The organism is Paenibacillus sp. PAMC21692, assembly GCF_014303795.1.
GTDB classification, from domain to species: domain Bacteria; phylum Bacillota; class Bacilli; order Paenibacillales; family Paenibacillaceae; genus Pristimantibacillus; species Pristimantibacillus agaridevorans.
On sequence record NZ_CP060293.1, the window covers coordinates 2074301 to 2088579 of the forward strand.

General features: G+C 52.3%; 6 protein-coding genes. All 6 read left to right on the forward strand.

Annotation, left to right across the window (positions count from 1 at the left end):
* Positions 1-283: 283 nt before the first annotated feature.
* The 6 genes from H7F31_RS08295 (at position 284) to H7F31_RS08320 (ending at position 14230) form a co-directional block, all read left to right on the forward strand.
* Entirely contained in the window at positions 284-1732 is a 1449-nt protein-coding gene (locus H7F31_RS08295; RefSeq protein WP_187103756.1) for an ABC transporter substrate-binding protein, read from the forward strand.
* Between the two features lie 83 nt (positions 1733-1815).
* On the forward strand, positions 1816-2700 hold the full coding sequence (locus tag H7F31_RS08300) for a carbohydrate ABC transporter permease (RefSeq protein ID WP_187103757.1): 885 nt from the start codon (positions 1816-1818) through the stop codon (positions 2698-2700).
* Positions 2701-2705: 5 nt separating this feature from the next.
* On the forward strand, positions 2706-3527 hold the full coding sequence (locus tag H7F31_RS08305) for a carbohydrate ABC transporter permease (RefSeq protein ID WP_187103758.1): 822 nt from the start codon (positions 2706-2708) through the stop codon (positions 3525-3527).
* Between the two features lie 25 nt (positions 3528-3552).
* On the forward strand, positions 3553-6267 hold the full coding sequence (locus H7F31_RS08310) for an alpha-mannosidase (RefSeq protein WP_187103759.1): 2715 nt from the start codon (positions 3553-3555) through the stop codon (positions 6265-6267).
* 5 nt (positions 6268-6272) lie between these two features.
* Positions 6273-8162: an MGH1-like glycoside hydrolase domain-containing protein gene (locus H7F31_RS08315; RefSeq protein WP_187103760.1), complete on the forward strand. Its 1890-nt coding sequence runs from the start codon at positions 6273-6275 to the stop codon at positions 8160-8162.
* 98 nt (positions 8163-8260) lie between these two features.
* Positions 8261-14230 carry an S-layer homology domain-containing protein gene (locus tag H7F31_RS08320; protein WP_187103761.1) on the forward strand — a complete coding sequence of 1990 codons (5970 nt, stop codon included), beginning with the start codon at positions 8261-8263 and terminating at the stop codon, positions 14228-14230.
* Positions 14231-14279 lie beyond the last annotated feature (49 nt).

Genomic DNA, 14279 nt, shown 5'->3' on the forward strand with positions numbered 1-14279 from the left:
ATAAATAATCAAGCGTGTCGTATTTCTCTACTAAGCTTACGCGTTATGGCGCAAAATTACAAGTCTTTGGGAGTAGAATAGTTTGGATTTCTGCGCTAAAAAGTTATGTTGAGGATATTGACAACGCTTTCTCCTGTTGATATGATCAATCCGAGTGTTAACGTTAACATTTTATCTGATCGAGAAGGGGAGGCAGCAGAGAGCGACAGCAATTGAGCAGTACCATATCAGGTTGCAAAGAAAAGTTTGACAAAAGACGCAATTCATAAGGGGATGATAGCCAATGAAAAAGTTCAGCACAGTTTGGTTGATGTCAGCGCTGATCGTGACGACTTTGTCCGCATGCAGCGGTAATTCCGGTTCCAACGGAAATCCGACTCCATCTGATACCTCAGCTTCGCCCGCCAGTTCGGCGCCTGCTGAGTCTAAGTCGCCTGTTGCTTTTACAGTCGTTCATAATCAAGGGGAATACGCATGGCCCTCCTACGAAAAGATTGTAGCCGGCTACAATGAAAAGTCCGGGAATAATGCAACCTTGAAGTACATTCCGGCGCAGGAATCGGAGAGCTGGCTGCAAGCCCAATTCATCGCCCGCTCCGAGCCTGAAGTTGTAAGCGGTACCTCGAAGTTTGCCGACGCATTTAAGAACGGCTGGATTGTCGATCTGCTGCCTTATTTGGAAGAAGTCAGCCCCTACACGAACAAACCATGGAAAGAATCGTTCCTTCCCGGGCTGATCGAATCCGCGACTGATAAGACCGATGCGAACAATCCCCGCCTGTTCGGCATTCCGACGCAGGTCGTCACGGTGAACTTGTATTACAATAAGGATATTTTCGACGAAATCGGCGTTATGCAGCCACCGGCTACTATTTCGGAATTCCTTGAAGTCGCGCAGAAAGCAAAGGATGCGGGCTACATCCCGTTCAGCATTCAAAATTCCATGGACTGGAACCTGGGTTGGCTGGCTTCTGACGTATTCGGCTACTTGTGGAAATCGCGCTTGGCCGAACTGGATACGAACGGTTCTGGCAAAGTGGAACCGAAGGAATGGGCAGAAGCCGTCCTTGCGGACAAAGTGACGAAGGACAGCCCGGAATTGAGAGAATACTTGCGGCTAATGAACGACTTGAAACCTTTCTTTAACGAAGGTTTCAACAGCGCCAGCTGGGAGTTCGAGGGGATATTCAACGACGGAAAATCCGCGATGGTGCTTAACGGAAGCTGGTATCCGAATCAACATCAGCAAGGTGGCTACCCAGTCAATTATGGCGTGGCGCCGATGCCTTACCTGGACACTGCTTATTCGGAGTTCGGTCAAGATGTCCGCTATAAATACAAGATCGGTTCGACGCCGAGCTTCGCCGTCAGCCGAAATGCAAAAGACAATAAGGCGGAAGGCGCGTCCGTTGAATTCTTGCAATACTTGACTGCCCCCGATGGAGGAGCCAAGGTGCTCGCCGAGGATCTTAACCTCATTCCGGTCGTATCGGGCGTTGAAGTTCCTGAAATTTTGAAGCCCATCGTGGAGTCCTTCGGCAATGACGAGAATATGGGTTTCCACGCCCATGAATTCACGCCGGAGCAAAAAGACAGATGGTTGAAGAAGCAGCAGGAATTTTTGGCGGGCAAGGTGACGGCGGATGAATTCTTGAAAGACTTTGGAAAAGACTTGAAAAAGTTCGCTGAAGAAGCCGTCAAGAATCATCCGGAATGGAACGCTGCGCAGTAATATTTTGAACTTGGGATCGTTTCCGGCGCGATCGGCAGAAGCATTGTATGCCGGATGCGCCGGATTCGGCCGGGGAGGCAATCATGAGCAAGAAGATGCGCTATATGTGGCTTTACGCTTGTCTATTTCCTACTTTTTTCTTTGTCGGCTTGTTTCTGTTATACCCGTCTATTGAGGCTTTCAGAATGTCGTTTCTGGACTGGAACATGACCAATTATTTGAATCCGACATTCGCTGGCTTGGACAATTATGTCGAATTGTTGCAGGATCCCATATTTCGGAGCAGTTTTATTATTCTGCTGGCCTTTCTGTTGTGGAACATTATCATCTTGCAAGGCGCATCCATCCTGGGGGCGTACCTGATCAACTACTTGGGCAATACCGGATTGGCCGGATTTTTTAAAGTTTCCTTCACGATTCCGATGGTGCTTCCGGGCATGGTCACGACGATGTTTTGGCTTTTCTTCTACGAACCTGGAAACGGGATGCTAAATCATACGCTCGGCTTGCTTGGTTTGGAAAATTGGCAAAGAATCTGGCTGGGCGATAGCCAATTAACGGCGATGTTGTCCATTATGATGAAAGGTTTTCCGTGGGTAAGTGGACTGGGATTCCTCATCTATTTGGCCGGATTTCAAAATATCGACGAGTCTTTAAGGGAAGCTGCCAGAATAGACGGCGCCTCCGCATGGAAAATCTTCTGGACCGTGGATTTGCAATTGATTTTGCCGCAAATCAGATTGACAACTGTATTGGTATTAATCGGCGGAACGCAACAGTTCAGCGATCAGCTTATCATGACCAAGGGCGGTCCGGGTTACGACACGATGGTTCCTGGACTGTACATGTTTAATAACGCATTTACTTACGGCAAGCTCGGAACCGGTTCGGCAATCGGCGTCATTCTATTCGTGATTACGCTTGGATTGACCTTGCTGAATATGAAGTTTATGCGGGAAAAGAGGTAACGCGGATGAATAGCCAAAGGTTTGCGCGCATCATTGTCATTGTGTTCCTGTTCGCGTTGTTGTTTTTCACGCTGTTCCCCATGTATTTCATGCTCGTAACGGCGTTCAAAACGAATTATCAGTTATCGATCAATTATTTTGGACTTCCCTTGACCCCGCATGTGGAATTTATCATCGATGCAGCATCCAAAATCGGCGTTTATTTAAAAAATTCTTTAGTTGTTTCCGGGGGCACGGTCATTGGCGTTTTGGCTGTTTCCAGTCTTAGCGCGTATGTGTTCGCGCGATTCGATTTTCCGCTTAAATCCGCTCTGTTTATGGTATTGTTGTCTTTCTTAATGATACCGGGCATTCTTACGCTCATCCCGCAGTTCGTTTTGGTCACGAATTTGAATTTGATCAATAGTCCATGGGCGGCGATTCTTCCTTATATCGCAAGCGGGCAGTTGGTCGTCATTTTTGTGTTTCGCACCTTTTTTGAAGAAATTCCTAGAGAACTCACCGAGAGCATCCGAATGGACGGGGGCAGCGAGCCGGTTGTCTTTTTCCGGTTGGTGTTGCCGCTTGCGTTTCCGATCTTTTTGTCGATGGGTCTAGTGAATATTTTGTCGACATGGAACGATTTCATCTGGCCGTTGCTGGTCCTTTCCGATCAATCTATGTTAACTGTCACAGTAGGCTTATATCGGTTCATGGATCCGCAGCAGATCGTTTACGGCTCGATGTTCTCCGGGATGACGCTCGCCTCGATCCCGCTTATGGTATTGTTCTCCTTTACAATGAAATATTTTGTTCAAGGCATGACATCCGGTGCGGTAAAAGCATAAGAAGCAGGGGGATAGAACTGTTTATATGAGCACATACAAAACGATACATTTAGTTGCCCATACCCACTGGGACAGGGAATGGTATTTGCCGTTTGAAACGTTCCGGTTTCGACTTGTCGGTCTGGTCGACCGTCTGCTGCGCACGATGGACGAAGACAAGGAATATCGCTTTCATTTCGACGGTCAAGTTATAGCTTTGGAGGATTACCTTGAAATCAGACCGGAGCGTCGGGCGGATCTTGAACGGTTCATTCGCGAAGGTCGATTAACCATCGGTCCGTGGTACGTGCTTGTGGACGAGTTTCTCGTCAGCGGAGAATCCATGATTCGCAATCTGGAGGAAGGAAGGCGAATCGGCTCGTCATTTGGACCGATGTTGGAGGTCGGCTATTTGCCGGACACATTCGGCCACATTGCTCAAATGCCTCAACTGTTGAAGGAATACGGGTTTGAGTACGCTCTCATCTGGCGCGGCTTAAACGGAACTCCGGAACAAGTGCCAACCGAATTCGAATGGGAGAGTCCGAGCGGGCATCGGGTCAAGACCGTACACCTGTCACACATGTATGGATATACGAGTGCCATGAGCTTGCCTGTCGACCAGGAGCAGGCCGAGGAGCGGCTGCGAGAGCTGATTGGCCATATCGGTCCGTATGCAAAGAGCGGTCATGTGCTGTTGATGAATGGCTTCGATCATATGGAGCCACAGAGGCATATTACAGCAATGATCGACCAATGGAACACAAAGCCGAATGAATCTCCGATGAAATTCTCTTCTATTGAAAGCTACGTTCGAGACTGCTTTGGCGAATTGCCGAAGGTTCCGGTGTTGGGCGGAGAATTCAGACGTACGAGCCATACGCCTGGGGGCGTAATTAACACGATCATTCCGAACGTGCTTTCGGCCAGAGTATATCTCAAACAGCAGAACGCGACCGTGCAAAATTTGCTGGAACGATTGGTCGAGCCGTTGGAGGCGTTGGCGCTCGCAGCCGGAGACGGGCATCATCCGGCCTTTGTCCGGCAAGCCTGGAAATACGTTTTGCAGAATCATCCCCATGACAGCATCTGCGGCTGCAGCATCGACGATGTCCATGACGAGATGGAGACGCGTAACCGCAAAGCCGGTCATATCGGTGAGCAACTGGTCACGGAGACGCTTGCGCGGATGTCCGACAAAGTCGATCTGTCGTGGCTGCCGCCGGGCGGCAATCCGGTGCTGCTGTTCAATCCGTTGCCCTGGCGCAGAGACGCGTTAACCGAAATCGAACTTGACGCGGATGACGCGACGCTATACAGATCAGTTAAAGTCACGGACGAGGCCGGCGAATGGTACGAGGCGGAAATCGTCGAATACGAGAAGGTTTGTCCGATCGAAAACGATTCGTTGCGGTATCCGCTGAGCAAGGGGGAGACTTACAGACATAAAGTCCGCATTTTCGTTCGCGATTTGCCGCCGCTCGGCTATAAGACGATTGCCGCTCAACTGCGAAAAATACCGGAATTTGCGCACATCCCGGCGAGGGCGACCTCCAATTCCATTGAAAACGAGTTCGTTCGGATTACGGCAGAATCCGACGGAACCTTGACCTGGATCGATTTGGAGACCGGAGAGCATTTGCGGGGTCTGCATCGATTCGAGGACAGCGGCGACGTTGGCGACGAATACTTGTACTCCCGCCCGCTGCTAAACGAACATTTCACGTCCGCGACGGTCCGAAGCATTCGCGTATCGGGAGAAGGCCGCGGATGGCAGCGTTTGACCGTTTCCTATGAGCTGCTCGTACCGCGCTCGGCGGAACCGGATGCGAGAAGGAGAAGTTCGGATTTGGTTGCGCTGGACATCCGGACTGAAGTGACGCTTGTGGCGCGCAGCCGCACCGCGTCGGTCCAAACGACGGTGGATAACCGCGCGCTTGACCATCGCTTGCGTCTGTTGTATCCGATGAAGAAAGGGGGACGGCCGATTCAAGCTGGAGGCGCGTTCGATGTTTCGGAACGGCCGGACCGCGTGCAGCAGCCCCCAATGGACGTATGGGTGGAAAATGAACCGACGACTTTTCCGTTCCAGCATTACGTGTTTGCCGACCATGGCGAAACCAGAACGATCGTTAACGCGCATGGACTCCATGAATACGAATGGATTCCTTCCGAGCGTGCGACCGATGAAGGGACGTTGGCGATTACCCTGTTGCGGAGCGTTGCCTATCTCGGCGGCGGCGATCGCGGGATGGCGACGACCAATCGTCCCGGCCCCGGACTCAAGACTCCGGGAGGACAAGTACAAAGGGTGCTGACCTTCCATTATGGCCTTACCGTCGATCGTCAGGATCGCGCTATCGCGCCTTGGCGCGTGGCGGATGAACAGGCCGTTTCGGTTCAAAGTCGGGGTATCCGCATTCCGGATCCAAGTGAGGAAGCCGTTCCGGCGATAGCGGAATATCGACAAAGCGGACAGCGCGGTTGGTTGGAGATCGACAATGCGCTATTGCATGTCACCAGCCTGCGTCCGGCTCCGGATGACCGGGAGGGCATCGAACTTCGGTTAGTCAACCTCGGAGAAACGGCTGCCAGCGGCTCCATCCGCGTCCGACTGCCGATTCTCGGCGCTCATGCAATCGGGCTGAACGGCGAAGTACGCCGTGAGCTGACGTTGGAGACGGACGGCACCGATCGATGTCTGACCTTAGATTTGAAACCTAAGGAAATTGTCACTATCCAATTCACGATAAAGGAATGATTCGAATGTCGGACATTTACATAAGTCAGGAACGAACTGCAGCATCTGTCTCCGAATACGATCAAGTGCAAGAGAATTTGTCGTCCGGCTGGAACACCTGGCATACCCGCAGCGTCCTGACGCATGTGCTGCTGCCGGAGAGCGCCGCGATCAAGCTCGGCATCAAGGAATACCGGGAAGGCGGTTATCTGGCGGAAGCCTTGATCGGACGGCAAGGCAAGGATCAGGAAGTCGTTCGTCCCGGTTTGCGTAGCTACGACGGGTCTTATACCGAGCTGACCTTGCAATGGCGGGACATCGAGCTGCGTGTCGAAAGCGCGGTAGAAAACGGAGAACTTTTTCTGCTTGTCACTCCGCTGCGCAACCAGCTCAAGCCAGCTGTTCTGATTGCCGAATGCGGCATCCTGTGGAACCGCAAAGGGTATGTCCAACACGCGAACGACGGTAGCATCGAGGCTGTCTTTCCGGATCGGAACGTTAGACTCTATTCGACCGGCTCCGTCGTCGAGGAATATCATGTTCCCGCATCCGGACCCTATATCGCCTTGTCGCTCCATGAGACGGTCGGCTTGTCAACCGGCAAGCCGCGCGAGTTGGCGGCCATCCAGGCGCTCATCGATCAGCGGCGCCGCGGAATTGCGGAAGCTCGCCGATCGGCATTTGGCGATGCAGCGGATGTGTACGCCTCCATGCAAGCCTGCATGGCATGGGATACAATCTACGAACCCAAATATCAACGGGTAGTCACGCCGGTAAGTCGAATCTGGAACGACCAGGGCTACAAGCTTTTCTGCTGGGATACCTACTTTGCCGCTTACATGTGCATGGAGGACAATCGCGACCTTGCTTATGCTAATGCGGTCGAGATCACCCGGGCGGCTGTGGCTGACGGCTTCGTGCCGAACTTCGATTGGTCGGGAACGGTCATTTCGCGGGATCGCTCGCAACCGCCGGTAGGCTCGTTTATTGTTCTGCAGCTCTATCGCAAGTACGGTGATCGTTGGTTTTTGGAGGAAGTATACGAGCAGCTATGCGCCTGGAACGCCTGGTGGCCGGATAATCGGCAGATCGAGGAAGGGTTGCTGGCCTGGGGCTCCAATCCGATGACGCCGGTAGCGGATAACTTATGGGAAACGGCGGGCGTCCACGACACGTTTGGAGCAGCGCTTGAATCCGGGCTGGATAATTCGCCGATGTACGACGAAATCCCGTTCGATAAAACCAAAAATACGCTAAAACTTGCCGATGCCGGTTTGATGGGTTTGTATATTTGGGACTGTCTCGCCTTGGCGGAGATCGCGGATATTCTCAATGATCGCGAACGGGCTGAAGCGCTTCGCCGGTCGGCGGATCGGTTTGGTTCGGGCATGCAGCGGCTATGGGATGAGCAAACGGGCATTTTCCGTAATTTGAGGACCGATACGGGCGCATTCAGCGAACGTTTGTCTCCGACGAACTTCTATCCATTGCTGACGCCGTACGTTTCCGATGAGCAAGTAAAGCGCATGATTGACGAGCATTTACTAAACCCGGAGGAGTTCTGGGGGGATTGGGTACTGCCTTCCATCTCGCGGAATGATCCGGCTTATCCGGATCAGGAATATTGGCGCGGGCGAATATGGGCTCCGATGAACATGCTAGTCTATCTCGGTCTGCGCAACCAAGGAGAAACAGGGACGGCCCGACTTCTTGCGGACAAATCGGCCGAACTCATCCTTAAGGAATGGGTGATGCACGGGCATGTCCATGAAAATTACAACGGCGATACCGGCGAGGGCTGCGACGTAAAAAACAGCGACCGCTACTACCATTGGGGAGGCTTGCTTGCCCTGATCGCCTTAATGGATCGCGGCTATGCCGTATCCCCTGAGGAGATGACGAAGCAATCCCGCTAGAAAGCGGCAGATGCAACGGTTCATTCATAAAAATGGACCGTTGCAACTGAGATAAAAGATTCTTCCGTTTGTACCAGATCACTTAAGGAGCGTGAAGTATGGCTACAAGAAGCAAACGCCTCATCTCATGCGCGCTAGCCTTAGCAATAGGATGGACGACAGTATCCACTGCTTTTGCAGAAGATGCAGTAGCGAAGCCGGCTTTGGTTGAAACCCAAAGTACAGAGGACGCCCATTGGGCGGCGGCCACTATACGAAGTTGGAAAGACTACGGCTTGATTAACGGTTATGCCGACGGTACATTCAAACCAAACCGGCCCATAGGACGCGCAGAATTCATTGCTTTGCTTAATCGAATCTTCAAGTTTACGGAGAAACCGGAAGCGGAGCTCGCCGATGTTCCCTCGCAAGCCTGGTACCGAGAGGACCTGCTGAAGGCAATAGGAGCAGGCATCATACAAGGGGATGGCGAGGGCAAGTTTCGGCCGTTAAGCCCGATCAGCAGACAGGAAGCCGCGGTTGTTCTGGCCAAGGCGTTTCGCGCGAAGGCATCGGACAAGCAAGCTTACCGTAAGTTCAAGGATGCCGATACCATCTCAGGCTGGGCGACAGAAGCTATAAGTGCATTATCAGATCTGAAAGCGGTTACAGGATTGCCCTCTGGCCATTTCGCGCCTGAATCGTTGTTGACCCGAGCCGAGGCTTTGACGATATCCGATCGGTTGATGGGTCGATTGGTCAATAAAGCCGGCGTTTTCTCCGAAAATATCGACGGTAATCTGGTAGTGAACACAGAAGACGTTACTTTGCGAAATATGACGATTAACGGAAATCTCTACCTTGCCGCGGGCATCGGGGATGGCGATGTGACGCTTGACGGCGTTACGGTCAAAGGGACCGTTCACATTGAAGGCGGCGGCGAGAACAGTATTCATTTGATACGTTCCATTCTGGCCTCCCTTGTTGTCAATAAACCGGACCAACGGGTTCGTATCATTTCCGAAGCTGGGTCGGTCATCGCAGTAACGCATTTGTACTCGGGTGTGAAGCTGGACGGAACCTTCGAATCGGTCATTATTCAGTCGGAAGGGTTGACGGTTCAAATCCTGGGAGGCACGATCGCCCAACAGCTTGTTCCAAAAAACGGAGCTTCGGCGAAAATAATCTTGTCTCCCGGCGTCCGAATTAATCGCTTTACAGCCGAAGGGAAGGCAGATGTGACGGGTGACGGAGAGATTGTTGAGGCGGACATACAGGCTGACGGCGTAACGTTTGAAAAAATGCCCAGTCGGATCATGGTTGCGGACGGGGTCTATTTCTCTCGCGGAGCAACGGTTGATGGGGCGGGGAATGCGGGCAACCCGGGCTCAGGGAACGGGCCAGGCGAGCCTGCGCTTCAGGAGCGAGTCATCCATTTTGCTTTTGGACAAACGAATGATGAACAACAAGCAAATTTGATTGTGCAAGGCAACTCGGGAATCGATGAAATCGACACCAAGGTCGGAGAGCTGGCGGACGCGTATACCGTTCGATACCTGGAAGAATCGCAATCGAGTATCTCTTTTGAAATCGATCATCCTTATCCCGGTCGTGCAGTCACACTGGAGTTGGAGGAAATTCATACCCGTTCCGATGAGCTATTAGCCTACACCGTCCTGGTCAATGGCGAAGAAATGTATTTCAGAACGTATGAAGAAGCTTCGGAAGGTCCCAATCATTATTTTATTGAAGTGCCCGCTTCCGCTGCCGGAAGCGCAGGCAAGATCGAAGTAGAACTTCGTAATTATGGCGATGCGCGCGTTCACTTCAGCCGGCTGTGGGCGTACAGTCGATTTGACCGTTTGCTCGAGAACGAAGAGATCGGCCGGCAGATGACCGTCGGACTGCTTCAGCCGGCGCTCAAATGGGACGATTATGAGACGGATTTGCAGCTTGTTCAGGATATCAAGAATGAATATGTCGGAATGGATATGTACAAGCCGGCTCTGGGGTTCGAAATTCTTTACATGCACTGGAGCGAAAAAGAACTGGAGCGTCGTCTGGAATATTTAATGCGCTTATCAAGCGATGCCGACATCCCGATTCATCTCAGCATCAATTCCTGGTGGGGAGGCACGCCGAGCGGACCTGACGGCAAGGGCGGCCGCTGGACGGATATACCTTACAATCAGATCGTTTACGACCCGCTCAACATCGACGGCAGAGGCAACTGGAAGTTGACCACGCCGAATATATGGTCCAACACGCCGTGGCTGACGATGAACAATGCGCACTACAACCAAGTGCGCGCCGACAAGGTCAAGGGAGTTGCCAGCCTTATTTCCGGCAAGACGGCGGCAATGAAAGCGAGTGGAAGTTCGCTGCCGCCCGTCGTCATTTTTACCGAAAACGAACCATTATATTGGCCTTATTTTGCATTTAATGCGTCGCCGGAAGCCGGTGGAGACTTTGGGCCGGACACCATAGCTGCCGCGGCTGCCGACGGCGTTGCCTTGAATCCTGAGGATGGCTTGTCCCAGGATGAAAAGCTGTGGATGTCGGGCAATCTTACGACTTATATCGGCACGCTTTCAAGCGCCATAGCTGAGGGCTATGGTTACAATGCCATCTTCGTCGATCAGGGGCAAATCATTTATCCCGACAGCCAGTTGGTAGAGAATGCGTACACGCATATGTTCCCCACGCCAAACTATCCCGATTGGGACGAGAAGAGGGCGCATTGGGAAACGCATATGGTGAATGACATCCGTTTCGGTGCGGAGTGGGCCGGGGAACTGGATGCCCGCTATCTGGACTATATCGTCGCTCGAGGCAAATACGCGGATGTAAATGCGGAACGAGGCAGTCTCACCGACATGCAAACGCTGAAACAAGCGTACATGTACGGAGCCGACTATGTGAACGTGTATAACTATCATGAGGGCGATCGCCAGTTGATTGACGATTATGACGGCCAACGCGCAGAACTGGTTGCCGTACCCGCATACGACAAGCCTTTGGGAAAATATGATTTCAAAGCTGTGGATTCGCTGACCGTAAATGCAATGCTCGTCGGTGTCGAAGGCGTTCAGCGGGAAGTGTTGGTCGAAAAATATGTGGCGACTCCCGATAATGGGAACGTCGATGGCGGCCGTCTGACCTTCCGCCTGGATAACGCTGGCGATTCGTTCGATTCCGGTCTGACCGTGAAAGTGGAAGGACGAGCACTGAGTTCGCTGAATGCCGATAACCGGGTCGAAGTTTGGGCCGGACCGGAGGAAGGCGATTTAACGCTGGCGGCGACTTTGAAAAATTTCAACTCGGAAGTGGTGGAGGTTAGCGATCATATCGATCGCGATGCGGCTGTTGCTTATGTCGAGCTGAGGTTGTTTTCTCCGGGGTTGCCTTCCAGTTTGTACAGTTGGACCTCCATCTGGGCATTCGAAGCGTTTCTGCCTTGGGATAAACAAACCGGGCATTCGGATGGTACCGTCTACACGGTCGATCAGATGCGCCTTCGGAATTTATGGATCAGCTACCGGGCGGATGTCGAGCGGCTAATGAACACGTATCGGATCAAATCGGGTGAAAATGAGACTTACCAATCCATATCGGCTCTCTACCGCGCGGGGAAGTATCGGACAGCATACGATCGGCTAATCCGCGAGCTTTCCGAGACCTTGCCGGCAAAATATACGGTTAAGGGAGGAGGCAAGCTCGGCAAGTTCCCGATTGAAATCGATCTCGGGGACAGTCAGCGTTTCGCCGATATTGTTCTCTACGAAGCCGATGAAGAAACGCGATTCTCATTGAAAGCAGAGGTTGTACTGGATGCGACAGTTACGTTGTCCGGTCTCGTGAACGGACAATATTACAAAGCCGTTTCAGATTATGGCGGTCTCTATACGATTCAAGCGACGGCGGCGGGAGATTCCGGGGCAGTTCTGGCTGTCGGAGGAAAAGCGGTATTTACGCTGACGGCGTTTGCCGAAAGCGGGAAGCGGTATCCCGAGTCTTTTGAGGCTGCCTTTGTCAGCAAGAACAAGAGTTTAAACAAGCCGACGCCAAAAGGATACATTTATTTGGAATCGCAAGATCCGGAAATCGGAGAATATGTCAATTTCGTAGAGCTGAAGCTTGCGGATGACGCCGTTATCGAAAGAGGAGCGGCCGGTGCAAAGGACAGCGAACTTGAAGAAGTGCCAATCGAGATTTTGAACGATGGGGAATTGCTCAGGATAACGACGAACGAGAATAACGAAGCCGTCCATGTTCGCGCTTATTATGGCCAGATTTTCGGCACCATTACGGACATTCGGCCGATCTCCATTCGGGGAGTGCCGAGCAATGCCAAGATTGAATTGGATGGACTACACGAGTTCGAAATTGGGGCGGATGCGGTGCTTGATTCGCCTAAGGCGACGGGGAGCGGCATTCTGACCGCCGATCTGGACGACTTGGGCTTCGAAATCGGGGATCAGGTTACGGTCACTTATAGTCCGTACACGTATGAGGGCAGTCCGGTCAGAGCGATTAAAATCGCCGAAGTGTACGATACGCTCGTCGCCGAGACGTTCGAGCTTGCGGATGGAGATTGGATGGAACGCGCCTTTTCCGTTGACAACGTCCGCATTGCGCCTTTGGATGCCAATTATGCGGACAAAGTGATCAGACCGGATCATATATCCGAAGCTGGCAGCATCGTATGGAGGATCGACAGCGGAACGCCTTTGTCCGAGCTGGCGATCGAATACAGCGGCAGGGCGATCATGGGGAATCCGGACCTGCAAAGCGTCAAATGGTCTATCAGCGAAGACTTGAGTGAGTGGACTGAAGTAGGCGGAATCGAGCCCGGCGGAGAAGAAGGCAATTTTACCCTCGCCCGCGCAATTCGATTGACGGATGATGTGGCGGGGCTGACAACGGTTTACGTTAAGGTCGAGCTTCGAACAGCTTCCAATGACACGTGGGCCAGCTTGAATGATGTCAAAATCAAAAAGAAAGCGGAATTGCGCGAACTGGATTCCGCCGTGATCAGCCTTCCTGACGGTACGCTGTTCGCCGGGCAGTCCATTCCGCTTACGATCGAAGCTAGGTACAGCAATGGCGCCCCTGTGTACTTGAAGGATGCCAAGATCGCCTATATCATAGGCGATTCCGATCTGGCGGAAGTGTCCGAAGGCGTTTTGAAGCTGAAACAACCGGGAACAGCGACCGTTCAAGCCTATGTTTCAATCGGAGGCAATGTCGTCAAGTCCAATACGCTGGTTGTGGAGATTGCTTCCAACACGCTCTCCGAATTGGTAGCCGATCTTGACAAGAATGTGATCGGCGCGAACGATACGACCGCCATTGCCATCAAAGCCTACAACGACCAAGCGGTGGAAATGAACTTGCAGCTATTGGAGATCGATATGACCAGCAGCGACGTATCGGTGGCCACCGTTTCGGATGAAGGTATCGTTACCGGAGTGACTGCGGGAACAACCGAATTGACTGTTAGGGCGACGCAAGGCGAAACCGTGATTGAACGGAAATTGGCGCTGACGGTTGCCAATGTCCGAACGATCTACGAAAGCCGGTTTGATCAGGCGGCCTCCTGTTCGAACGAATCGGTGTGCCGCACGTTAGAGGCGAATGAAACGTACAAAGTTCCGACGAGCGAGGTTGTCGTTGTCGCAGATAAGGCGATATACGGTAACGTGGAAGCGGCCGGAGGCGTATTCGTTCCGGCGATTCGCGGTTTTTACAAGGGGCAGGGCGGCCCAGACAATACTTGGCCCATACATGAGCAAGCCACCGTTATATACAAACTGGATAGCGCGGGCGACGCGTTTCTGAGTCTGAAGGGCGAGATCGCGGTCAGAGCGGGCGTATTCGGTTCAAAAATCAGCGTATATGTCGGTGACAGCGCAGAGAACGCAAATGAATTTGTGGGAGAACTTACAGGCGGCATAACCGGACTGGATTTCACGTCATTTGTCCAACAGAAAAAAACCGCGTATGTGAAACTGGTCATTGCTGAAACCGCATTTGATTGGGGAGGCATCGTTTCCGTTAAATTCAACGAATTGACGGTTAACCTCTAGACGAAAAATGCCCTATGTGACGTTGTGCTCCGACTCTGGTATATAGCAG

Excerpts from the sequence above, each read along its gene's own strand:
- H7F31_RS08300 (WP_187103757.1), top strand. The coding sequence starts at position 1,816 with ATGAGCAAGAAGATGCGCTATATGTGGCTTTACGCTTGTCTATTTCCT.
- H7F31_RS08310 (WP_187103759.1), top strand. The coding sequence starts at position 3,553 with ATGAGCACATACAAAACGATACATTTAGTTGCCCATACCCACTGGGAC.
- H7F31_RS08295 (WP_187103756.1), top strand. The coding sequence starts at position 284 with ATGAAAAAGTTCAGCACAGTTTGGTTGATGTCAGCGCTGATCGTGACG.
- H7F31_RS08320 (WP_187103761.1), top strand. The coding sequence starts at position 8,261 with ATGGCTACAAGAAGCAAACGCCTCATCTCATGCGCGCTAGCCTTAGCA.
- H7F31_RS08315 (WP_187103760.1), top strand. The coding sequence starts at position 6,273 with ATGTCGGACATTTACATAAGTCAGGAACGAACTGCAGCATCTGTCTCC.
- H7F31_RS08305 (WP_187103758.1), top strand. The coding sequence starts at position 2,706 with ATGAATAGCCAAAGGTTTGCGCGCATCATTGTCATTGTGTTCCTGTTC.